Genomic DNA, 25,197 nt, shown 5'->3' with positions numbered 1-25,197 from the left:
TTCAATCCACACATCCACGCGGGATGTGACATATCATGACGTGCTTTCTGTGACATCGGATCTCATATTTCAATCCACACATCCACGTGGGATGTGACAAATTTAAGTTCTCGGTGTTCTCACTCATTCCTATTTCAATCCACACATCCACGTGGGATGTGACATAAACCACGCGCCGATGAGCGCAATAAGGAGACCATTTCAATCCACACATCCACGTGGGATGTGACAATGCATACAACCGAGGAAAAGCAACTCATCAAAATTTCAATCCACACATCCACGTGGGATGTGACCGATTGGGGACCGATATTGGAAGTGTCTACTTCTATTTCAATCCACACATCCACGTGGGATGTGACCCCAAACCCGAAGTATCGGTATGAGGACGACCACTAATTTCAATCCACACATCCACGTGGGATGTGACATCGAGGCCATAAACGATATTACACGGCGTACAGGATTTCAATCCACACATCCACGTGGGATGTGACCACAGCTGCATGCCATACCAGTAAACGTAATGGATATTTCAATCCACACATCCACGTGGGATGTGACTCGTACATCCATGTCGCATAATCGCAAACAAAAAATTTCAATCCACACATCCACGTGGGATGTGACTTTAAACTTTCATTATGACGTTCTTTTAATTTTATTTCAATCCACACATCCACGTGGGATGTGACTGTAATTAATCAAGCGGGATCAACGTTCAATGGTATTTCAATCCACACATCCACGTGGGATGTGACTTGACGCAAGCCCAAGGAGATATGCACGATTTACGATTTCAATCCACACATCCACGTGGGATGTGACTTTTGATCGCAATAAACGCCGTCATGAACCAAATCATTTCAATCCACACATCCACGTGGGTTGTGACAACGTACAGCCGATCTTCTCGGAAATATGAAAATATTTCAATCCACACATCCACGTGGGATGTGACGATGATGTACTCGGTCTATCGATACTGAGTACAATTTCAATCCACACATCCACGTGGGATGTGACTACCTACCTGAAAGGATGGACAAGCCATGGGATATATTTCAATCCACACATCCACGTGGGATGTGACTGGATTACGACACAGTATGGGGACACTTTTGTTAATTTCAATCCACACATCCACGTGGGATGTGACAGTTTCGTCCTACTGCTCAATATCTTTAATGTTGATTTCAATCCACACATCCACGTGGGATGTGACTTAGATTCCAATCTACCAATGCTAACTCTGGATAATTTCAATCCACACATCCACGTGGGATGTGACAAGGAGCATACGCACATGTCGGGTTACCAGGACTATTTCAATCCACACATCCACGTGGGATGTGACAAGGCTAAAGTGATAAGCCCTTTATATCCAATTTGATTTCAATCCACACATCCACGTGGGATGTGACCATCACTGTGAATAAAACCGTTCATAAGAATTGGAGATTTCAATCCACACATCCACGTGGGATGTGACGTATAACCTTTATGTTACCGACAACGGAGGACAATTTCAATCCACACATCCACGTGGGATGTGACACCATATTTAATTGGAGTTATATTAGTACTAGGTATTTCAATCCACACATCCACGTGGGATGTGACTATGAGTACAGGAATATTCCCAAGATGCGCAAAATTTCAATCCACACATCCACGTGGGATGTGACGTTCAACTGATTGAGGAGTATTTGTATTACTAACCGATTTCAATCCACACATCCACGTGGGATGTGACACCTAAACGCAATGAATTCGATGATTGCTAAGATATTTCAATCCACACATCCACGTGGGATGTGACGAATACGGTCTGGATCATCATTGTTAACCACAGGATTTCAATCCACACATCCACGTGGGATGTGACAATCTTGGAGCGACTTGCACCGTCAGAAGATGGTAATTTCAATCCACACATCCACGTGGGATGTGACATGCTACGGCGGTCGCTGGTGATATGTTAGCAGGATTTCAATCCACACATCCACGTGGGATGTGACTTTTCTGACCAAATTTACCGTACAAAGAATTCATATTTCAATCCACACATCCACGTGGGATGTGACCAGTCGGTGGTCGTTGATATTTCTTACTGATTTCAATCCACACATCCACGTGGGATGTGACAATGTCTCCGCTGTCGTTAATGTTGTACCTGGGACATTTCAATCCACACATCCACGTGGGATGTGACAAATGCTTATACGCTCACCTTGCGCAAATTATGATTTCAATCCACACATCCACGTGGGATGTGACTCCGCCTTTTGTCCTCTGATTGTCCGGTCAAAGGATTTCAATCCACACATCCACGTGGGATGTGACTAGACTTTAAATTGATTTAGGTTTGTAGCAGGTAATTTCAATCCACACATCCACGTGGGATGTGACTAAGTACTGAATTGGATGGGGTCCATCCATCATGAATTTCAATCCACACATCCACGTGGGATGTGACCCTGTTACCACGGATTCATTTTCTTTTAGATGCTATTTCAATCCACACATCCACGTGGGATGTGACGGTTTCGTCGTCGTCGTCGTTGTAGTCTCCTGTGGATTTCAATCCACACATCCACGTGGGATGTGACAGCGAATTTTAAGCAAAAATGAACTAATATTCGCATTTCGAGTGTATAGATTGGTTTAATTTGCCTGATTTTTTTCGATTATCCTCTTTTGGAGATTTAAATTTCTATTATAAGGTAATTTATCGGTGCGAATCTCCCTGGAATTTTATGTGCGCTTTACATTCGCACCGTATAAATAGCTTTGTTTTTTACTAATTTTATTCGACAACGATGTAGAAGTCTTATTGGTTTACCTAAACCCTGAGTCCCCAAAGGCAGTCTCGTTATATTATTAATGATCTGTTCTTACAATTCTTGTTTCATCTGCGATACCTCGAGTTCATTGTAGTCATCATTCTATATTCTCAACATTCGACAGCAATAAATCATCTTTACCTCCAAATTTTAACATGGAAGAATAAAGAAACCAACAAGCACTTGGCTTGTTGATCACTAATTCACATATATAAACATACGTATTTATCCATCGAACCCACTGCCAACGGATCTCCCAAGTATATAAATTATACAAGGGGTGACATATATTTGAGTTATCCCGAATCAAACTAGCTCTGACGGACTATATTTAAATCTTATGAAAAGGATGATCCACATGAAACTCACACTTAAGAAGTTAACCCTTTCGTTGTTGGTATTTTTTCTTTATTTTGCATTCTATTCACTTTGCTCAGGGACGTGATTTTCGGATATATCACTATTCCTCGTCCTTATGACATTGTAATCCATATGGCAGCTTCAGCCTTAGTCATCTTAATATCTTTGATACTGACAAGTCTTCTAGTTAATAATGATCAACCCTAGACAAAGTCAACTATGCTATCGAAACCTTCCAGAGGACACTCATCTTATTTTTGTAATTACACTTTTTCCTCCACGAGTAAACCTAGCTCCTGATTCTTCTTCTTAAACCGCTCGTTATGTGAGGATACATACGCCATTCTCGTGGCCTCTGGATCCATATACAGTTTGGCGCTGTTAAGTGCCAATACAGCGTCCGTAAACGTTCCAGCAATCAGTCCCACTTTGCTGTCATAAGATGCGAAATCGCCTGCGCCGAAGATGCCAGGGATATTGGTCGTCATGCGCTCGCCTACATTCGCGTTCCATTCCCCCAGGTCGAGGCCCCAATCACGGATTGGGCCGAAATCACTCTTCATCCCGTGATTCACGATGACTGCATCAACCTCCAGTTGTTCTTGCTCTTCCGTTTCTATATGTGCAATTGTCACTTGTTCGATACTTGTTCCATTATTGCTATGTAACGCCCCAACTGCATACGGTGTGCGCACATCTACCGAGGACTGTTTCATCCGAGACACGTTTCGCTCATGTCCGCCAAAGCTATCGCGTCGGTGTACTACCGTTACATGCGCGGCAATCGACTCCAACTCATTCGCCCAGTCTACCGCCGAATCCCCGCCTCCAGAGATCAGTACTCGTTTGTCCCGGAATACTTCCAGCTCCTGCACCGTATAGTACAGGTTCGTCACTTCGTAGCGATCTGCTCCTTCGATCTCCAGCTTCGCCTGCTTACGCATGCCATAACCGATGGTCAGGATTACCGTACGTGTATGGTGCCGCTCGCCACTTGATGAGGTCAAGATAAAAGTACCGTCCGGCTGACGATCGAAGTCTATAATTTGCTGACCAAGCACAATCGTAGGCTCGAAGGTGCTCGCTTGCTCGATTAACTGGGAAGTTAATTGCTCGCAGCGAATCGGTGGCACACCACCGACATCCCAGATGATCTTCTCGGGATAAGTAAGCAGCCGCCCGCCTAGCTGATCTTGGGCTTCAATTAGCTTCGTCTTTAATTCACGCATGCCGCTGTAAAATGTCGTATATAATCCGGCAGGCCCTCCGCCGATAATCGTCACGTCATAAAGCTCCAATGTTTCGTTCATTTTCACGCCTCCGCATTTGTAATTTTGATGTTACTGATCTTTAAGTTCCAAACTGAGCTCGATGCAAGCGGCTGTATGTACCACCCACTGCAATCAATTCCTCATGTCTGCCCTGTTCAACAATTCCCTGATCCGCAACTACGATAATGCGGTCCGCATTTTTGATCGTTGCCAATCGGTGGGCGATCACAAGTGTCGTGCGTCCCTGTGAAAGTTCCGAGAGCGCCAATTGAATGGCGGCTTCCGTCTCGGTATCCAATGCCGATGTCGCTTCATCCAAAATGAGGATAGGTGGATTCTTCAAGAACATTCGTGCAATGGATAGACGCTGCTTCTGTCCGCCGGACATCTTCACGCCCCGTTCTCCAATAAACGTATCCAGTCCGTCCGGTTGCGATAGAATTAACTCTTCCAACTGCGCTCTCTTCGCCGCCTCCCAGATCTGCGATTCGGATGCATCCAGCTTGCCATAGGCGATATTCTCTCGGATGGTACCGTCAAACAGGAACACATCCTGCTGCACAATGCCGATATGTGAACGCAGCGATTCCAACGTCATCTGGCGAATATCGATGCCATCTATGGTAATCGAACCTTCGTCTACATCGTAGAAACGTGGCAACAGTGAACATAGCGTCGTCTTCCCAGCGCCAGATGGACCTACCAGTGCGACCGTTTCCCCGGCCCGAATGGATAGATCTACTCCACTTAGCACCTTCTCCTTGTTCTCATAACCGAAGGTTACCCCACTGTAGGTAATATCACCTTTTACTTCTGTAATCGGCTTCGCATCCGGCGCATCATCCACATCCGGCTCGGTTTCTAGCAGCTCTAGGTATCTTTTAAATCCGGCAATCCCTTTCGGGTACGTCTCGATCACAGAGTTAATCTGCTGAATCGGACCAAGAAACACGTTGGATAACATCACAAAAGCGATAAACTCCCCGTATGACATCCGATTCTGAATGACAAACCACGTTCCGCACACAAGCACAAACAACGAAACACATTTCATTAGAATAAAACTAAGCGAAGAGTTCCAGGCCATAATCCGATAGGTGATCAGCTTGGTCAAGCGAAAGCGATTGTTGTTCTCCGCAAAGCGTGAGATTTCATGTTGCTCATTAGCGAACGCCTGAACGACACGGATTCCACTAACATTGTTCTCCACACGAGCGTTGTAGTCAGCAATATCTGCGAACATGCGCTTGAAGGCAGCCGACATTTTGCTACTGAAAAATAGAGACAAATAAATCATAAGCGGGACAATGATAAAGGTTAGTACCGCCATCTGCCAGTTGATGCTGAGCATAATACCGAACACGCCGACGAGCGTCATGACCGCGATAAATAAATCCTCTGGTCCGTGATGCGCAATTTCCCCAATGTCCATCAAATCATTCGTCATTCGGGACACGAGATGTCCCGTCTTATTATTATCGAAGAAACGAAATGATAGCTTTTGCACTCGGTCGAACAGCTTCTTGCGCATATCCGATTCGATGCTAATCCCCAGCTTGTGTCCCCAGTAAGTCACCACAAAATGTAATGCGGCACTAACAACATAGATGCCCAGCAAGCCGAGACATGAATATAAGATCCATTTCCAGTTACCGCTTGGTAGTAAATCATCCACCACCTTGTTAACAGCAACAGGGAATACTAATTCCAACAAAGCGGCTATGATAGCGCAGGTGAAATCTAATATAAACAGACCTTTGTATGGGCGGTAATAAGCGAAAAAGCGACGAAGCATACATATCCTCCTTTATTACAAGCCCTGATGTCACTTGTACTTCAGTAATTAGCTTGATGATATTGATTATCATTTTCATTAAGCTTAAAGTATAAATGACCTATCCAACTGTGACAATGGATTTTTTGAATTTTTTATATGGCAAATCTTCATTTCTGCGTTCAGACATCAAAAAAAGCCATCCGCCAAAGTCAGCGAACACTTTGGAGACAGCTCTCTTTGACCATTTTCCCGCAATATCATCATTGAATTGTGTGTATATTTGACTCGCTTACTTTACCGTTGCTAGCAAACTATCCACAATAAAGTCAAGCTGCTTATCCAATGAAATAATGTCATTATAATACGATAATCCAAAGCTTAATTCGATGAGTCGCCCTTCCTTCACAGCCGGAATGCTATTCCATATAGCGTTATCTGATAAATCCACCATTCCTTCATACGAAGAACGGAAAATATAATCACCAGCGTATTTGGGTAATACCTCAAAGGATAGGTTATGAACGCCCCCACTATCAGAGGTTTCAATCTCCTGCTGTATAAGCTCAGGTCCTTTCAGCCCCAGGTATTCATAGATTACCTGTGAGCCGCGACCATATTGCTTACTGGAAATTACACTCATTTCGCCTTTGCCGCCTTCCATAATGCTTACCCTTTTATCCAGAATGCCAGCTGCCTTCAACTTCTGCTTGCTCTGCTCCACCTTAGCATAGAAGTTGTCCAGCAGCGTCTGTGATTCGCCTTCCTTGCCGAGCACTTCCCCAATCTGCTTCAGACGTTCATCTACTGACATCTTCTCATAGGGAATATAGACCGTTGGTGCAATTTGATAGAGCATTTGATAGGTTTCCTCAGAAGGAACAATGATGACATCCGGATCAAGCGCAAGCACCGCCTCAGGACTAGGTTCGAACCATGTGCCCAAGTCGCTAGTTCCAACTAGCTCCTTCTCAAAGGCCGCCCCTTCGTAAGCACTAGAGGAACCAACAGGCTTCACGCCAAGTGCCAGTACATCGCCCAGCAAATACAGGACAACAACCCGCTGCGGGTTAACCGGCACTTCGACATCTCCTTTGACGGTAGATACCGTCTTAGTCTGCGGCTCTGCCTCTACTGCCTGGTTTACACTGGAATTAGCTGAAGTAGAGGCCTCGCCAGATACCTGCGTACCTCCGTTTATAGAAGCATTGCTTGCTGTGCCGGTAGAGCAAGCACTAAGTAGTAGCGTGAGACAGAGCATTAAAGCTACGCCCAATGGTGACTTGTTGCTGTGGTTCATAGGTATGTTTCCCCTCTCGTTTAATTGATAATGATTATCATAACCATTACCAATATAACGGCTCACCTTCTCCTGAGCAATGTCATATCGAGCCACAGACGATGGTATATGAGGACGTGCATCCGGCCTTATATTCCCCGATCGATAACGGATCGGTGCTACTCCCACATGTTTTTTAAACATTTTCGCGAAATAATAGCTGTCCGGATAGCCGATGGTCTCGGCAATTTTCTGCAGGGTGGCATCGGTTGTAAGCAGTAGTTCCTTAGCTTTATCCATCCGAATTTGGATCACATAATCAATGGGACTGCTTCCGGTTTGGCGTTTGAACAGTCTTGATAAATGCCGCGGGCTACTATCTAGTAGCTCTGCTAGTAGATCCATCGTGACCGGCTCAGCATAACGCTCTTGCAAGTAATGTTTGGCCTGCGCTACTATGTCAACTTTGGTTGTAGTTATATGACGGTTATGAATTTGCAATAGCAATTCGTATACAAATTGATAGAACAGCGTCTTCACATGAAACCGCTCCAGCTCCCCCCTCTCCTGCCATTCCTTATTCATGAGCTCCACCTTGTGCAGTAATGAAGTAGGATGATCCGGTACAAAGCCATACTGAATATGAAACGGATTGTTTCGTTCCATCATGGACATTATTTCCTGGCGGAGAGGTGGTAGGATTCTCGCTTTGTAATAGATGATGTAATACTCAAATGCTTCTTCAGTCGGGTATATGCTCAAGCAGCAGCCCTTGCTACCATACAGGATAAGAAATCGATTCGCTTCATGACGTTGTCCATCCAATTGTAAATGAGCGCTTCCGCGTACCGTGTACAAGAAAATATTAGCTGGTAGCCGGTACGATCGAAGCTCCTCATCCAGCTCCATTGTTATATTGCGAATATCAATAATATTAATGAATGCGTGGTTCCATAGGATAAGCTGCTCACTTAACCGCATTATGTATGTTCAACTCCTCAGTAATCGCAGGATATCTGCAATCGATAGTATCTTCATCTAATCATAATTGATAATAGTTATCATTATCAATACTAATATACATAAAAAAGACACGACCAGCCACTCTCCCCCTAGAAGGTCGTGACTAATCGTGTCCGCTTTACTATGCTTAATTAGGATAAGGCTACTTCTGATTGTCTTTTAGAACCTTAACGATAGTCTCAAGTTGTAGCTCCATGGAGTACGGATCTTCCATGACAAATTCATCATCGAATTCTCCGTACATATAGACCTGACCTTTTGCAACCGCTGGAGCAGCCTTCCATATCGCACTCTTGAAGATCTCAGTCGCATCTTCCTTAGAGTTCACATATACAAATACATGATCCCCTAGATACTCAGGGAGCACCTCTAGAGATATATTCTCAAATCCCTCTTTCATATTTAATGCTTGTTCTGTAGGTGGTAACTGCAACATTTGATAGATCGTTGCACTACCATAATTCCCACCCGTCGCGGATAATACAAACAGTGCTTTCGACCCGATCTGAACTACGGAAACCGTTTCTCCCTCTTTGATGATGCCTGCAATTTCTTGCCTAGCATCAGCAACCTTCTGTTCATATTCCGTGATCCACGTCTCTGCTACCTGCTGCTTACCGAAAATTTCACTGATTCTTCTGAACTTCTCTATCGGACCTGCTGTAGATAGGCCTTCCCAGTATGGCACGAATACCGTTGTCCCGATTTTTTCATATTGTTCAATATTTTTCTCTATTGACCCTATGATCAAATCAGGTTCCAATTCTATTAATTTCTCTGCATTCATCGGAAATGAGCCTAGGTCTTCGATATTTGCCAGAATATCTGGGGAAATGCCAGCCTTCTCAATCCATGCTTCTTTCAGCATACCTTCTCGCACACCTACTGGAATAATTCCCAGCTTCAATAACTGTCCCATATACTGATCTGATGCTACCCGTTGCGGCTCTGCCGGGATTTCCACATCACCCTTTATAGTAGATACAATTCGCGTCTTTGCTTGTGACGACACATCCTGTCCCACATTAGAATTGCCGGAATTCGCTTGCGTTTCTACGTTATTATTAGTAGGCGTTTGCGATCCTCCACTTGTATTCGACGCACTTGAACATGCCCCTAACAATAATGACAGACACAAGAACACTGTCATTGCGCTTATCCTCATATTTCTGTACATATTTAAATCCACTTCCCCTTTATATTGATAATGATTTTCAATCTCATTACCAATATACCGCTCAAACTTTTTCGGGAGAATAGCAAATTTTCGTCTAAATAAGGGCAAATCTTCACCTTGGTTCCTATTCTTCCATTCGGTTTTGAACCGTGCGGGGGACACTCCCTTATACCTCTTGAAGCTGCGACTTAACGTATGCCCATCGAGATATCCCACATTCTCCGCTATCTCCTGCAAAGTAGCATCCGTCTGCAGCAGCAACTTGATCGCCTTATCAACCCGCACCTCACCCAGATAATGAATGGGACTAGTGTTCATCTTTTCTTTAAACAACTTAGACAAGTAACCAGCACTACAACCCCAATTTTGCGCTAGGGAATCCAGTGTAATAGGTTGGTAGTAATTTTCATCAATATAGCGGATCGCCTGCGCTACAAGGTCAGGCTTAATCGGCTCGATCCCTTGGGCATGCAATTGTTGCGAAAGCTCGTACACAAATTGATAGAACAACGTTTTGACATGCAGTTTTTCTAAATCATTTGATCGCTGCCACTCGTTGCTCATCTGTTCCACTATAGTAAAGAGAGACAGCGGATAACTCGGTGTAAAAGCATATTGATATTGGAATGGAGTAGATCCCTTCATGAAGGGTGAAGTCTCCTGACGGTAGGGTAAAGAAAGAGTCGCTTTATACAAAATCATATAGAACTCGAATTCTTCCTCCGCCGCAATATCAAGACATAATCCCTTACCACCATGGAGAATATCGAAACGCTTCACAAGGTGTACGTTGTGATCCAGCCACACTTGTGCGCTCCCCCGTACCGTGTACAAGAAAGTACTAGCTGGAAATCGATAGTTTCGCAATTGTTCTTTCTGTACCATGGTCGTATGACGTATGTCTATTATCTTGATGAAGGCTTGGTTCCATAACAAAATATGCTCGTGTACATTCATAACATTCTTACTCCTTCTGACAAAGGAAATCCCATATTCCCAAGATCAAATGACGTTTGCGGTTTCACCATACACCTTATTTGTACTCTCCACAGTAGACAGTTGATAAGGCAAACAGAGAGGTACGCCCGTGCGCGGATCAGGCACGATATCGGCTTCGATTCCAAACACTTTCCGTAACACGTCCTTGGTCATTACCTGTTGAGGCGTGCCTTCGCTGATCACAGTCCCCGATTTGATCGCAACGATATGATGGGCATAACGGGAAGCGTGATTTAGGTCGTGAACCACCATGATGATGGTGCGTCCTTCTTCTTTGTTCAATTTATGAAGTAGATGCAGCACTTCAAGTTGATGCGCCATATCTAGGAAGGTTGTCGGTTCGTCTAGGAACAAAATCTCCGTTTGCTGGGCCAAAGCCATGGCAATCCAGGCTCTTTGGCGCTGTCCCCCAGAAAGTTGATCCACGGGCCGATCATAAAAATCAGTCATCCCTGTGACTTCTATGGACCACTGAATGATCGATTTATCTTCCGACGTCATCGTTCCAAATCCCTTTTGATGCGGGAAACGTCCATAAGCAACTAGCTCAGATACCGTCAGCCCATCGGGGGCTGTCGGATTCTGCGGCAAGATCGCCAGTTGCTTGGCGACTTGCTTCGTCGATTGCGAATGGATCGACTGACCGTCGAGCAATACTCCGCCAGATTTGGGCTTCATGAGCCGAGCCATCGTTTTGAGAATCGTCGACTTTCCCGAACCATTGGCTCCAACAAGTGCGGTTATTTGACCTGTTGGAACGGTCAAATTCAGATCATTAACAATTGCCGTATCTCCATACCCAATATTCAATTCAGTCGTATGTAGGCGTTCATTCATTACCTTCATGCTCCTCACCCCAGTCTTCTTATTTATGTTAATCTTTGGTCACTTACACTCGGGTCTTGGTCAGTAGGTATAAGAAATACGGCGCTCCAATAACGGCTACTACAATCCCCGTCGGAATTTCCGAAGGTTGTAGGACCCAGCGACCAAGCGTATCCGCCGTAATGACGAGCAGCGAACCCACCAGTGCCGAGGTCGGCAGTAGCAATTGATGCTTTGGCCCGACCAGACGCCGCGCCAGATGCGGGCCGATCAAACCAACGAATCCGATACCGCCACTTACTGCGACCGAGGAAGCAGCTAATGCGACCGCAGCCGCCAACAGCTTCAATTGCTCCCGAGACACCCGCGCTCCGAGTCCGGTCGCCGTTTGTTCTCCGAGATTTAGCACATTCATGACCTGTGCCTTATAAAACACATAAGGTAGTAATATGACAATCCATGGCAGCAACGAGAGTACAAACTTCCAGTTCATTCCCCATATGCTACCCGCCATCCATGTCGCGACAAACTGGTATTTCTCCGGGCTTAACTTCAAGGTCAGCACGATCATCGCTGCACTCATACCCGCCGCAACCGCAATACCTGTCAATAGTAGACGTGTCGGCGATAAGCCTTGATGGCGCTTGTATGCGAGTGAATAGATGAGCGTTGCAGTCAGACCTGCCCCTACCAGAGCTAGCACCGGGAGCAGGAAGACTGGAGCGGCCGCGGTTGTTGGATAGAACGAGATAAATAGCATCACCATTAATCCCGCACCAGCATTAATCCCGAGAATTCCGGGATCTGCCAAGGCATTTCGCGATACCCCCTGCATGATGCAGCCAGATACGGCCAGCCCTGCGCCAATCAGCACAGAGATTACAATCCGTGGCAAGCGGAATTCAAATAGAATCAGACTTTGCTTAGTAGTCCCCAGGCCAAACAACGTACGTATAACATCCACAGGGGAAAGCCGGATGTAACCTGTGTTCATACTAATTATAAAGACAATGACGACAAGGGCACCCAGCACGGACAACATGAGAATGCCTCGATTTCTCTTCTTTTTATCGTTCATCATAAAGGGTACATTATCCATTTATAGTTCCCTCCTTTCCTTGCGTGCCAGATACAGAAAGAAAGGCACGCCGATGAGGGCAACGACCGCACCAAGTGGTGTTTCATAGGGCGGATTGATCATCCTTGCCCCTAGATCGGCAAATATGACAAGTAGGCTTCCCAGCACCGCCGAGCAAGGAATAATCCAGCGGTAATCTACACCAACCAGCTTTCGTGTCAGATGCGGAATAATGAGTCCGATAAAGCCGACGGCACCAACAACGGATACCGCTGCGCCAGCCAGGATGAGAACAATGACCGCACCTGCCAGCTTGACCAAATGTGTTCGCTGTCCGAGTCCGCGGGCTATATCTTCCCCTAGACTAAGCATCGTAATCGAGCGGGATAAGGCAATTGCTCCTGCGATCGCCACAGTAATCCAAGGAAACATAATTTTCAGTTGGAACCACTTCATCCCTGCTACACCGCCAGCATACCAGAATGCAAGGTCCTGACCGACTTCGAAGTACAGCGCGATGCCTTCACTAAGCGCACCAAGTAGTGCACTTAGCGCCGCACCCGCCAGAACCAATCGAACGGGTGATAGTCCGCCTTTACCTAGCGAACCCAGCCCGTATACTAAGCCCACGCCGAGACCTGCACCCAAGAACGAATACAAAATTAGGTACATAAACGGCAATCCAGGAAAAAAGGCAAAGCAAATCGCTAGCATAAGTCCTGCCCCAGCATTCAGACCAAGCAGGCCGGAGTCTGCGAGTGGATTCCGGGTCATTCCCTGCATAATTGCCCCTGCCACGGCAAAGGAAGCACCAACCATTGCACCCCCAAGTACTCGCGGAAGACGCAACTCCTGAATAATCTGATGCTCTGTGAGTTCAGGATTAAAGTTAAATACCGCCTCCCACACGACGTGAAATCCAATATCCGCTGCACCGAACGAAACGGATAAACCTATACCAAACATCATCGCGACCAGTCCACCTGTTAGGATTAATGTTGCCACCCATGGACGGCTACGGAACTTCGCAGTGGGTGCCGGTAATTGTTTGTTCTTCTGATTAACGGGTTCTAGTAGTTGATTCATATGTTCCACCTTTGCATTGTCCAGAGTCATAGATATGTATTTATTCAACTCTACCAAAATGGTCGGTACGACCATTCAGGAAATCATGATTTGGCATCATTCTTTATTGTTTACGCTAAAAAACAAGACAGTTCTCTCTCACTGCCCTCCCTTAATACGCTACTAGATATTTCTTCCTTCATTCTATTGACAATGATTATCAATGTCAATAGAATAAGATGCATTCGGATACCTCCTAAATACTTGCTACGGTCCAGCATGTATACGTGCCTGCCTTAACGCTTCTTCATGCTGCCCATGCTTGAAGAGAAAATGCAACACATCATTATTTCATTCCATGTTGAAAGAGAGGAATTATACACAATGAAACAACGGAATATGAAGACTCCATATTGGGGGATTGTATTACTCTTATTCGTGCTGGTTCTAGCAGCCTGCGGAAATAATTCAGCGGAGAAACAGAACTCGTCGGCGTTACCAACTACTACGGAAGCACCTGCAGAATCACCGGAACCCACAGACGTCAGCGCAGCAACAAAAAAAGTAACCACCATACATGGTGACGTTGAAATACCTACCAGACCGCAGCGAATTGTAACGGATGACTATTTGGGCGCTTTGATTGCACTGGATGTTATCCCTATCGGCACACCGGGGTTGCATTTGAAGAATCTCTATTTTGCCGAAGCGCTGGCAGGGATTGAGGATATTGGTGCCTACGGCAACAGCTCCATTGAGAAGATTATCGATTTACAGCCCGATCTGATCATTACATCGGAAAATGATGAAACCAAATACAATCTACTGAGTAAAGCTGCTCCAACCATTTCTGTTCCATATGGCCAGTTGAAAAATGCGCATGAAGAATTGAACTATTTCGGCGAACTACTTGGCCGAGAAGCAGAAGCTAAGGCATGGCTGGCGGATTACGATGAGCGAGTTGCCCAGGCCAAAGCCAAGGTAGATAAGGCAATTCCCCCGGATGCAACCTTTACTATCTTTGAGGATAATGACAAATCGGTGTATGTCTATGGAGACAACTTTGGTCGGGGCGGTCAACCTGTATATCAGGCTCTTGGACGCACACCTCCCTCTAGCAGTGCCGCTGAGATCATGGAAAAACAGTATAAGGAGATCTCACTAGAAGTGTTAGCAGACTACGCTGGTGATTATATTATATTGACCTCCAACACACGAACGCTCGAAGATTTCAAACAAGATCCGATTTGGAATACATTGGATGCAGTTAAGAACGATCATCTGTATGTGTGGAAGGAAGAACGGTCCTGGTACTACGATCCGATTGCTGTACTCTCCCAAACAGAGGAACTTGCAGCATGGATTTCTGGAGAGTAGTGAAGGAACTCATGAACGGAGTTGGAAGGCATCCGTTTGATCGCTCCCATATATAAGGGTAAATCAGTAACCACCCTTACAACCTGAGATTTTACTTTTTTGCCAAAATACTAAATCTAAGTTCCGAGAAGACACAAAAAATCCCCTGATGTTCGTTGTCAGGGGATTTTGCTTATTTATTTGAACAAACTAATGTGAATCTTGATAACAACCTTCTTAATCTTCGTTGATTTCGTTCCCATGCAAGGTCGGTGAATATCATGAGGGAAAAAGACGACGAACATTCCTGGTTTCAGTGGTAGCAATATTTCATCATTTTGCGGGTTATAGAAGGTAATGTCCCCTTCGCTATCATAGGGTTTAGTGGGTTCGATCCCTTCACGCAGCGGTGACCACCCATATATTTCTTCACCTTCGATCAGGTATTGGACATCAATATATGATTCATGATTCTCTGCAACCTGCTCATCGAGCGATTTAGCATCTAGCTCCATCACGATAGCGTACATCTCATTGCCGCGGATCTCCACGCGACCTGGAGCGGGATGATCCTTAATGATATTCTGCAATTCTTCGATGGCCTCTACGATAATGGGGTGCTCAACTTTTCTGTCGTGTTCCCAAGATGATAATGAACTTAGAATCATATTGTAATCCCCTCGCATCTAACTTATTAAGGTTGTCCAAACGGTCAACTACAGCAGTTTCTCGGTCACCGCTGTAGCTGTGCTTTCCTTATTCGTAATGGATTCTTCTTTGGTTCTCTTGAAGTATTCCACATATAATACATCTAGTAAATAGAGCTGAGAAATCTTCGCAGACAGTGAACCACCCTGGAGCGGGCCTTCGTTGGCGCCGCATAGCAAGGTGAGGTCTGAATACGAAGTTAAAGGGGACTTCACGAATCTAGTAATGGAGATGACGGTTGCCCCACGTTCCTTCGCTTTCCGTGCAATTGCTATAGAATCTTTGGTTGAACCAGAATATGAAATGATAACCGCCACATCCCGCTTGGTCATCAACGCCGCCGACATCATCTGAAGATGTGAATCCATGGAACATTCCGTTTTGTTCGTAATCCGCATAAACTTAATCTTTGCTTCCAACGCCGTTATTAATGAAGAGCCAACACCGTAGAAAATGATTCTCTCTGCTCTAATTAGGTAGTCTATAGCCTTATCCATAAGTTGTAAGTCTAATAAGTTATAAGTCTCGTTCAATGCACTAATATTTGTTGATAATACCTTGGAAGATACTTGTTCGATCGTATCATCCATCAGAATATGGTCTGTGAGCTGTGGTATTTCATTCTCCACCGTAATAGTATGGGCCAGTGCAATCTTGAACTCCTGATAGCCTTTATAGCTTAAGGATTTACAGAATCGGAATATGCTCGATTCACCTACATCACATATATCCGCGAGGTCTGTAATCGACATGTACACTACACTCTTGGCATTCTCTAGGACATAGTCCGCTACTTTCTTCTCCGTATTCGTCAAGTTATTATATTTAGAATGAATGGTCGAAAAGATACTGATTGTGCGCAAATATCTCCCCCCTTTCTTCATAACAGATTTATCATAGAAATAACGATGCAGCCCCTAATAGGCCTGCTTTATTCCCCAAGGAAGCCTTCATAATCTTCACATCACCAAAGCTATCCATAATCAAAGACTTTGTTCTTGCTTCTACCCGGCCTACCAAGGCTTCTTGCTCCATGACGCCGCCTCCTATAATAATAACGGCTGGATTATAAATATGAATGATCGAAGCCAAGCCAGCAGCGACTTCGTCAACCCATACCTGCAATATATGTTGAAGCTTTTCGTCTCCTTGGCTTATTTTATCAAACAAAACCTTGCCATCAATACATACTGGATCGACCTGTTTGGCCATATTCACCAGCGCCGTTGTGGAGGCGTACGTTTCATAATAAGGTAATCTTCCCCCACCAGATGCTGCAGGTAATGGATGGGTCAAGATATGGCCAAACTCAGCCGCCACTCCATTAACTCCCTTGTATATCTGGCGATCGATGACAATGGCTCCTCCAATTCCCGTACCATAAGTTAGACATAAGAAGTCATTAAAATGCTTGGCTGCGCCAAAATAGGCCTCACCTAACGCAGCTGCATTCACATCATTCTCCATCTTAACAGGTTTATTAAATCTACTAGCGACGATATCCCTAACTCTCATTCCCGTGTAATTAGGTATATTCTCGTTAGCAAAGACAATAAAACCTTCTTCGGAATGAACTTGTCCTGCCGTACTGATGGCGATGACGTCAAAATCATCATATTCTGCCATTTTGCCCAGCAATCGCTCGATAACATGTGGGCCACCCTGTTGGCTCTCGGTTGCATATTCTTTGAACTGATCGATGTTCCCTTGCTCATCACAAATGCATATCTTGGTGTTGGTTCCGCCAATATCCGCGGCTAGAATCTTCATACCGTCATCTGTCCTTCCTATGTATGGGAGATAAGAGCTATTGAGGTTATGTAGCAGTAACGGACTTCATGAATCTTTGAGTGATCTCCATCGGTCTGGTAATAGCTGATCCAACAACTGCAGCGTGTACTCCTAGGTCATACATTCTCTTCAATTCTTCAGGAGTCGAGATCCCTCCTTCAGATATAACTGGTACAGTTAGCGTATTCACGAGTTTCTCTACGAAATCAAAATCCGGTAAAGCTCTGCCTTTGGTTGATGCTGTATATCCGCTTAATGTAGTTCCTACGCAATCGAAACCAAGTTCAGCAGCCATGAGGCCTTCCTCATACGTTGAGCAATCTGCCATAAATAGCTGATCTTTATACTTTTCTCTTAGCTTGGGGAAGAGTTCGGAAATGGTAGAACCATCTGGTCTTACTCGGTCCGTCGCATCCATTGCAATGATATCTACACCTTCACGGCATAGCTCATCTACTTCCTCCATCGTTGGTGTGATAAACACCTCTGAGCCTTCATATACCTTCTTGATAATACCAATGATGGGTAGATCAACTTGTTTCTTAATCTCTTTAATATCTTCAACACTGTTTGCACGAATTCCGGAAGCTCCGCCTAAGTAAGCGGCATAAGCCATTTTACCCATAATAAATGAGCTATGCAATGGCTCCTCGGGTAAAGCTTGGCAGGAAACAACCAGTTTACTTTTGATCTTATTCAGAGCATTTTTCTCTGTATTCATCAGTAACAACTCCATACTTATAGTTTTGTAAGTGCCCTTGCAAAAATAAGGTAACATGGATTTTGAGTATTGTAAATTATTTTCTCTTTTTTTATAAAAGCGAAAATTATTTTCACCATCATTCCTCTAGGGTAACAAACATACCTGAATGAAGCAAATAAACAAAAAAAGAAGCAACCCACCAATACCTCGTGAGTTACTTCTTGTTTTTTTTAACTACATAGTCTTGGTAAGTTACGTTTACTCTTGTTCCACCTTTTCCCCACAACTGCCACAGAACGCAACATCTGGTGCTAATACGCTTTCGCAATGGGAACAATGCTTTTCGGGGATTTCTACTACTTCGAGTAATACAACTTGAGGTGGTTCTTCTTCTTCTTGTACTTTAGCTCCACAGGAGCCGCAGAATGAAGTATCTAACGGGATTTCCGCTCCACAATTTGCGCAGATCTCCACGCCCTTAATACTCAAAATCTGCCGTTTAGATGATTCGATATGGTTAATCGAGGCCGTTAGCTCATTACAGAGGTCTGCGAACGGTTCCGCCGGCGTATTTTGAAACAACTGATAATACAATTTGCCAATCTCAAGATATTTGCTCTTTATCTTATCTTCCTCACTATTGATCTGCATGTTGATCTTAGCGATCTCGGTCAGGTCTTTCGTCTTCTTGGCCACATCTTTACTTGTACTTGAAATTTTCTCACCTAATTTATCAAAGAAAGCCAAATGGATCACATCCTTAAATTATTGAATTACATGTTCCTATCGATTACTTTAACAATTGCCGATACCTTCAGATCCGTGTGTATAAAAATAGTATCTCCTCCCCTCCCTAGGCTGTCAATATCCCCATCCGAGTAAGTTGTGTTATGTACGTTTGTTCACAACGTGGTCACTTCACATGTTAAATAGTTCCAATATAATTACAATATGAATGAATGTGAATTACATGCAAAAAAAGGCAAGCTCCTTATATAGGAACTTACCTTCTATTACAAATACCGAATCTATTTACCGCAACATTTTTTGTATTTCTTGCCACTGCCGCAAGTACAAGGATCGTTTCTGCCGATCTTGTTCACGGTAACAGGTTGGTTAGGAATACGGAACGGAGTCGCCATAGGTCCTGAGCGGAAATTACCAGGCAATTTACCCATCTCCGTTGGTGTATGTCCACAGTTGGACCATATTCTTGTATGGTTATATACATCTGCGATCAGCGACATCACTCTTTGGACTTGTTCCTTATTGTGAAATTGAATATCTCTTCTCTCAAATTCATACACAATTTCTTGTAAGGTCGATTCTGCAGAACATGCTAGCTGAATGTCATCGATTAGATATTCCAGTGTCTCTGAATCACGAACGAAATCTTTGGCTAGAAAATTAGATAACGCCTTAAGTTGTGGAGTCATTTCGAAATAACTGTCATCCGCATATTTGATCAGCTCGTTCTTAACTGGAATATAGTGAGGTTTATTCTTGATATGCTTCAATAACTCTTTATAATCAGACTCTTCAATTAAAAGACTACTATCCACAATATACTCATCCTTGAGGACGAATTTCTGTTCTCTATTTAAGAAGAACTCAATATATGACATTAGTTCTTCCTCGCTGAGCGAGTTGTCATTGTGTGCGTTGTACATTTTCACGAGTTGTGCTGGTTTAAAGACTCCATACAGGTTAGTCAGCGCCAAAGTATAGTTATAGACGCTCAGGAATCTCTCATGAACCTTCTTAAATTCAGACTGATCTATTTGAGCATAAGCAGCAACGATCTGATCAGGAATAACCAAATACAGCTTGCCCTCTGCAAAATAAGTAAATACCAGCCCATGCTCCATTAAGAAGTAGTAGTGTGCATATATAGCTAAGTTATTCTGCTGAATTGGTGATTGCAGAAGTGACTCGAATAGCTCCCACTCCTTGGATTCTGTCTTTGCTAAAATGGACTCTAGGTTGGTAGGATCTGAAATTACACCCAGCAAAGCGGTAGCAAGTTCATCCTTCTTCATCTTTGAGCGTCCAGGCAATTTATGTGCTGACGCCAACGATGATAGTCTCGCTTTTGAAAGGTTGTGAAGGATTTCCGACAAGTCGGTAATCACATCACCTATAATAGCATGTTGAATATTCTTCTGTTCAAGCAGCAAATCTTGATTCTCCAAAAATGGTACACCTCTTCCGAATTATTGCTGTGCAGCCTAAGCCCTACGGGACTTGCAGAACCGCACATTTCTCTCTATTATACAATATTTTCGAAATGCCTGCTTTTGGGGTCACAAAACAGCCGCATCCTTATCGAATGCGACCTTGATTTTCCTCTATTCTATGCACCGGAATTAGAACTGGATTGCTGCCGTTTACGAATGGCATTGACGCCCATCACGACAGCTACAAGTTCATAAATATCCAAATCGTTAGTCAGAGTATTTAAACAATAAGCCCCTGGCATCATCCAGTTATTCGTTCGAGCAAAAGTCGCCACAGTCCCGCCGCTACTTCGCTCAATATTGTAGTCCTTGGATAGTGCTGGCGAAGTAATCTCGAACATTCCGCTGCCAACAGCATCATACGTGAATCGCTTGGAGAAGAAGCTCAGCCGCGCCCGCAGCATACCTACGGATCGTCCATCTGCCGCCGTCACTTCCCACTTTCCCCAGTTGAATTTACCAGCAAACAGCTTGGCCCCTCCTACATCATAGACATCCAGAGACGAACCAAAAGCTCCTTTCAAATCCAAACTACCGATCTTCCCACCAGTTTCGTTCATAATATCGCCGATTCCCGCATTGAGGAAATTGTCTTTGAAATACAATTCCACCGCTGTCCCCTCCTTAGGTCCCAAACCAACTATAATATGCCGGTTTACTCAAATGGATAACGTAGTCCCCATTGTCCTCGCACCTCATCTAGCAGCTGTAATATGCTCAGCGATTCACTAAGTGGAATGACAGGGCTCTCGGTGACACCTGCAAGGAGACAGCGTCCAACCTCTTCCGCTTCAAAAGCATACCCAATAGCATCACGCGCATCCGTATAAATCTCTGGTTCTTGCCCATCCACATGCAAGGTTGCTGTTGTTGCATTTAGGAATGATGGAATGTGAATAAAGCCTTCTGTTCCGTAGATATAAGCCTCATTTGAAATATGAAGGCGAACTGCTCCATTTAACGAGGCCACTTTGCCGTTTCCGTAATCCAGGATCAAGGAGAACTGCTCATCTACACCTGTCTCTCCAATATGCGCCGTGCTGAATATTTTTTCAGGATTTGCACCCAATATCATGGCAGCAAATGACACCGGATAAATACCGATATCCAGTAGCGCGCCTCCCCCTAGATCAGGATTCAGCAATCTTCCCTGCGGGTTTCAATCACTACGAAATCCGGCATCGGCTTTCACCAGCTTCACTTCACCAATGCGGCCCTCAGCTAGCCAAGTTCTTACTTGGATAATTGGAGCTAGGAAACGAGTCCACATAGCCTCCATCAGGAATAGCCCGCTTTGCTTAGCAAAAGTAATTATTTCCGCAAGCTCGCCACTGTTTACAGTGAACGGTTTCTCACACAATACGGCTTTGCCTGCCCGTAAGGCCAGCAACACATTCTCACGATGTAAAGGATGTGGAGTTGCTACATATATGGCATCAATCTCAGGATCATTCACCAATTCTTCGTAGGTAGCATAAGCACGTGGAATGTTGAACTTAGCTGCAAAGCGATCTGCACTCTCCTGACTACGCGATCCCACTGCCAACCCTTGTCCATTACTAACATGAACCAAATCCTGAACAAATTGTTCAGCGATCCAGCCTGTGCCCATAATTCCCCACTTAATCTCTCTTACAGCTTCTTCATTCATACGAATTCACCTCAACAAGTCAGATATATTCCACGCAAATCACATTATTGTTTATTTTACCAATTTGTATTCCCAATGACTATCTTGTTTTATCCTATTCAAAAGGATACTGCAACTTCCATTGCTCTCTTACCTCGTCAAGCAATCTCATAACTCCAAGCGATTCATCCCAAGGCATCATAGGGCTTTCCATAAGCCCAGCAAGAATGCAGCTCCCAACCTCTTCTGCCTCATAGGAGTATCCTTTGCCCGCCCGATCATCACTGAAAGTCTCCGCTTCTTCACCATCCACATAAAGCGTAGCTGATGCGGCATTATGCAGGGTAGGAAGATATATATACCCTTTCGTTCCATAAATGTATGTCTCATTCTTAAAATTAAGACGGACTGCACCATGCAGAGCAGCTGACCTCCGTGAACCATACGATAGTATCAGTGAAAATTGCTCGTCCACCCCCGTTGTCCCGATGTGCGCGGTACTCCATATCTCTTCGGGGGACGAACCAAAAATCATAGAAGCAAAGGATACAGGATAAATCCCCACATCCAATAATGCACCTCCCGCAAGATCGGGATTTAGTAACCTACCTTCCGGATCCCAATCGCTCATAATTCCAAACTCAGCTTTCACCAACCTCACTTCCCCGATTCTACCTTCTTCTAGCCATTGTCTAACCCTAACTATCGGAGGTAAGAAACGCATCCACATAGCTTCCATAAGAAATAACCGTTGTTCTCTCGCCGTTGAAATCAATGACTCAAGTTCGTTACTATTAACAGTAAAAGGTTTCTCACACAGCACGGCTTTCCCTGCACGAAGACTATTCATCGCATTCTCTTGGTGAAAAGGATGTGGGGTTGCAATATATATGACATCCACCTCTGGATCATGGACTAAATCCTCGTAGCTTCCATAAGCACAGGGAAGATTAAATTTCTCGGCAAATTCCTCGGCCCTCCCCTCCCTTCGCGAACCAACCGCATAAGCCTCTCCATTTGTCGTGTGGACCAGATCAGCTACAAACTGTTCGGCAATGACCCCCGTTCCCATAATGCCCCATTTAACCTTTCTCGAGCTCTGGTTACTCATACTCTACCTCCTTAATAGCAATCATCTACTCTATTAATAATGTACCCAATATATGAAAATAGCCCGACATCAGTTGGTAAACTGATATCGAGCTAGCATTACAATTCCATTATATGATTGTATGCGTCAAGCCATTAACGAGTAGCTCCCACAGCTCTGATCCAAGCGTCAGCGATCAGCCCGTGTCCAGCTGGAGAAGGATGTACTCCGTCCGCCGCCCAGTAAGCAGGTTCAACCTGAGCCGATGCCGCTGCAAAAGGTCCATCAAGTGGTATGTAGATCGCACCAAATTCACGCGCAAGCTCTCTAACAACCGTGATTTTAGGATCCAAATCCTCACGCCACCCTTTCCGATCTTCTGGCACCGGTAGTACGAAAGGCTCAATAAGAATCAGATTAGCATTCAACGTCTCTTTTGTTCTAACAATAATATCACGATAGGAAGCCTCAAATTGTTCTGGTGTTGTTTCCCCGCCCCCGTCGTATCTACGCCATGTATCATTAATACCAATGTATATCGACACCCAAGTCGGTTTCAAATCTAGACAATCTTCATTCCAGCGTCCTTGCAAATCGACCACTCTATTGCCGCTGATCCCCCGGTTTAGAAACGTAAGATTTTTCTCTGGGAACAAATGTCCTAGTTTTGAAGCAATTAATAGGGGATAACCCAGCCCAAGTGATGCTCCATCATCATAAGTACGTCCAGCATCAGTAATACTGTCACCTTGAAATAGTACAACATCATTGTCCTTCAATAACATCATTTGATTCCTCCAGTAGTCGTATGTTTTCAAATACAAATGTTTGTTACTTTGTCATTATAATTCATAACCCACTTGGCGAAAATAACATATCCGACACGAAGGATGTTCACACCTTAGTTATGTTATAATCACAGACGTAAATGAAACCGTATTACGGAGGATGAATATGCTTACTTTTGAACAAAAACTTGAAATTTTACAATCTTTCCCTGAGCTTGAACGTAAAGATGTCTCTCTAGGACGAGTAAACTTCCACTATGAGGATAGCGCATACGATAAGAAGACTGTCGTCTACCACCTTCACCCAAATGGCAACGGTTATGTATATGCTGGACTAATCCAAGGATATCCCGTCGATGAGAAGGGACTTGTCAATATCCGCGACTTTTCAGCGGACGAACTACGCAAGATTGTAGAACAGTCCATTCAATCGCTCATGCCACGAGAGGATGCACATGAGACTGCCCATGTTCCCAACAGCAATAACAAACAAATTCCTATCCCTAGAAGCGATTCACCGGGAGGCATATGGAGTAATGCCAACGGAGAATTACTTACCCTCAAATGTGAAGATGACCTATGGTATATCTATTCCGGCCTGAGCCTGGAAATGGTATTTGAAACCCGCCAAGAAGCCGGCGAGTACCTTGAAGAAGAGGGCTTCGCACCTCAGAAGGCTTAGCTTATTTTGCACCGAAGTCACTCACGACTGGGATGATGGGATTGAGAGAATGCGATTGTGATGAAGAGATCAGGATGATAAGATCGCTGTGATGGTAACGTGATGTTCGATTTTATACTGAGGTCGTGATGGTTAGAGAGTGACGCTCGGTGGTGTACTGAGGTCGTGATGCACGGAGTGTGGTGATCGCAGCCTGACTCTTTGACGATATGATGCTAAATGTGAATTTAACTGGAAAACCTCCAGCTAAATCTCAGTAAAAACTGCAATTTCACCACTTACCTGGAAAAACCCCAGTTATTTATACCACTTTGTCGTTGTTGTTGCTTCAAAGCCTGAATTAGCTGGAGAAATTCCAGATAATCTACCACGGAAGATATCTAAGTTACATTAGCTGGAGGATTTCCTGTTAATTTGTTTCCTGCTATTTTTTTCTGTTAATTTTTCCTTCTACACACTGTTTCTTGTTAATTAAGTGGACGCTCCATCACATTTAGAACTAACATATACTAAAT

18 protein-coding genes, 1 pseudogene and 1 CRISPR repeat array (1 of these 20 cut by a window edge) are annotated in these 25,197 nt (G+C 44.3%); of the genes and pseudogenes, 2 read left to right on the top strand and 17 right to left on the bottom strand.

What is annotated here, in order from left to right; translation table 11 throughout:
- Positions 1-2,612: direct repeats of the CRISPR family, unit length 32 nt; unit sequence ATTTCAATCCACACATCCACGTGGGATGTGAC; it reaches 136 nt to the left of the window's first position.
- 857 nt (positions 2,613-3,469) lie between these two features.
- The 7 genes from NST85_RS05895 to NST85_RS05865 all read right to left on the bottom strand — a co-directional run bounded on the left by NST85_RS05895 (position 3,470) and on the right by NST85_RS05865 (position 13,718).
- Positions 3,470-4,516 (bottom strand): NAD(P)/FAD-dependent oxidoreductase, encoded by a 1,047-nt coding sequence (locus NST85_RS05895; RefSeq protein WP_341188812.1) that lies wholly within the window; start codon positions 4,514-4,516, stop codon positions 3,470-3,472.
- 40 nt (positions 4,517-4,556) lie between these two features.
- On the bottom strand, positions 4,557-6,272 hold the full coding sequence (locus NST85_RS05890; protein WP_127193758.1) for an ABC transporter ATP-binding protein: 1,716 nt from the start codon (positions 6,270-6,272) through the stop codon (positions 4,557-4,559).
- Between the two features lie 271 nt (positions 6,273-6,543).
- The gene (locus NST85_RS05885) at positions 6,544-8,511 is read right to left on the bottom strand and encodes an AraC family transcriptional regulator (protein WP_127193759.1); all 1,968 of its coding nucleotides are present in this window, start codon (positions 8,509-8,511) and stop codon (positions 6,544-6,546) included.
- A gap of 184 nt (positions 8,512-8,695) precedes the next feature.
- A complete protein-coding gene (locus tag NST85_RS05880) occupies positions 8,696-10,687 on the bottom strand; it encodes an AraC family transcriptional regulator (protein ID WP_127193760.1) in 1,992 nt (663 codons plus the stop codon).
- 45 nt (positions 10,688-10,732) lie between these two features.
- Positions 10,733-11,575, bottom strand: a complete 843-nt coding sequence (locus NST85_RS05875; protein ID WP_127193761.1) for an ABC transporter ATP-binding protein — start codon at positions 11,573-11,575, stop codon at positions 10,733-10,735.
- 43 nt (positions 11,576-11,618) lie between these two features.
- Positions 11,619-12,653 carry a FecCD family ABC transporter permease gene (locus tag NST85_RS05870; protein WP_341188811.1) on the bottom strand — a complete coding sequence of 345 codons (1,035 nt, stop codon included), beginning with the start codon at positions 12,651-12,653 and terminating at the stop codon, positions 11,619-11,621.
- Positions 12,654-13,718 carry a FecCD family ABC transporter permease gene (locus NST85_RS05865; RefSeq protein ID WP_341188810.1) on the bottom strand — a complete coding sequence of 355 codons (1,065 nt, stop codon included), beginning with the start codon at positions 13,716-13,718 and terminating at the stop codon, positions 12,654-12,656.
- Between the two features lie 363 nt (positions 13,719-14,081).
- On the opposite strand from NST85_RS05865, the gene NST85_RS05860 reads away from it, so the two are divergent.
- On the top strand, positions 14,082-15,074 hold the full coding sequence (locus NST85_RS05860; RefSeq protein WP_341188809.1) for an ABC transporter substrate-binding protein: 993 nt from the start codon (positions 14,082-14,084) through the stop codon (positions 15,072-15,074).
- Between the two features lie 176 nt (positions 15,075-15,250).
- Here the strand turns inward: NST85_RS05860 and NST85_RS05855 are convergent, their stop codons facing one another.
- From NST85_RS05855 to NST85_RS05810, 10 genes and pseudogenes are all read right to left on the bottom strand, one after another.
- Complete coding sequence (locus tag NST85_RS05855; RefSeq protein WP_341188808.1) at positions 15,251-15,721, bottom strand: YhcH/YjgK/YiaL family protein; 471 nt, start codon at positions 15,719-15,721, stop codon at positions 15,251-15,253.
- Positions 15,722-15,769: 48 nt separating this feature from the next.
- Entirely contained in the window at positions 15,770-16,624 is an 855-nt protein-coding gene (locus NST85_RS05850) for a MurR/RpiR family transcriptional regulator (RefSeq protein ID WP_341188807.1), read from the bottom strand.
- A 31-nt stretch (positions 16,625-16,655) separates the two neighbouring features.
- Entirely contained in the window at positions 16,656-17,531 is an 876-nt protein-coding gene (locus NST85_RS05845) for an ROK family protein (RefSeq protein ID WP_341188806.1), read from the bottom strand.
- Between the two features lie 46 nt (positions 17,532-17,577).
- Positions 17,578-18,273, bottom strand: coding sequence for an N-acetylmannosamine-6-phosphate 2-epimerase (locus NST85_RS05840; RefSeq protein ID WP_341188805.1), 696 nt, complete (start codon positions 18,271-18,273; stop codon positions 17,578-17,580).
- Positions 18,274-18,513: 240 nt separating this feature from the next.
- Entirely contained in the window at positions 18,514-19,002 is a 489-nt protein-coding gene (locus NST85_RS05835; RefSeq protein WP_341188804.1) for a zinc ribbon domain-containing protein, read from the bottom strand.
- A 281-nt stretch (positions 19,003-19,283) separates the two neighbouring features.
- Positions 19,284-20,447 carry an SEC-C metal-binding domain-containing protein gene (locus NST85_RS05830; protein ID WP_341188803.1) on the bottom strand — a complete coding sequence of 388 codons (1,164 nt, stop codon included), beginning with the start codon at positions 20,445-20,447 and terminating at the stop codon, positions 19,284-19,286.
- 161 nt (positions 20,448-20,608) lie between these two features.
- A complete protein-coding gene (locus NST85_RS05825; protein ID WP_341188802.1) occupies positions 20,609-21,103 on the bottom strand; it encodes a hypothetical protein in 495 nt (164 codons plus the stop codon).
- A gap of 44 nt (positions 21,104-21,147) precedes the next feature.
- Positions 21,148-22,143, bottom strand: a pseudogene (locus NST85_RS05820) (Gfo/Idh/MocA family protein).
- Between the two features lie 94 nt (positions 22,144-22,237).
- On the bottom strand, positions 22,238-23,233 hold the full coding sequence (locus NST85_RS05815; RefSeq protein WP_341188801.1) for a Gfo/Idh/MocA family protein: 996 nt from the start codon (positions 23,231-23,233) through the stop codon (positions 22,238-22,240).
- Between the two features lie 134 nt (positions 23,234-23,367).
- Entirely contained in the window at positions 23,368-24,000 is a 633-nt protein-coding gene (locus NST85_RS05810; RefSeq protein WP_341188800.1) for an SGNH/GDSL hydrolase family protein, read from the bottom strand.
- A gap of 166 nt (positions 24,001-24,166) precedes the next feature.
- Here NST85_RS05810 and NST85_RS05805 point away from each other — a divergent pair, with 166 nt between their 5' ends.
- Complete coding sequence (locus NST85_RS05805; protein ID WP_341188799.1) at positions 24,167-24,682, top strand: hypothetical protein; 516 nt, start codon at positions 24,167-24,169, stop codon at positions 24,680-24,682.
- Positions 24,683-25,197 lie beyond the last annotated feature (515 nt).

Source organism: Paenibacillus sp. FSL K6-2524 (assembly GCF_038005525.1).
Lineage (GTDB): Bacteria > Bacillota > Bacilli > Paenibacillales > Paenibacillaceae > Fontibacillus > Fontibacillus anaericanus.
This window is presented reverse-complemented; position numbering and strand designations above follow the sequence as displayed.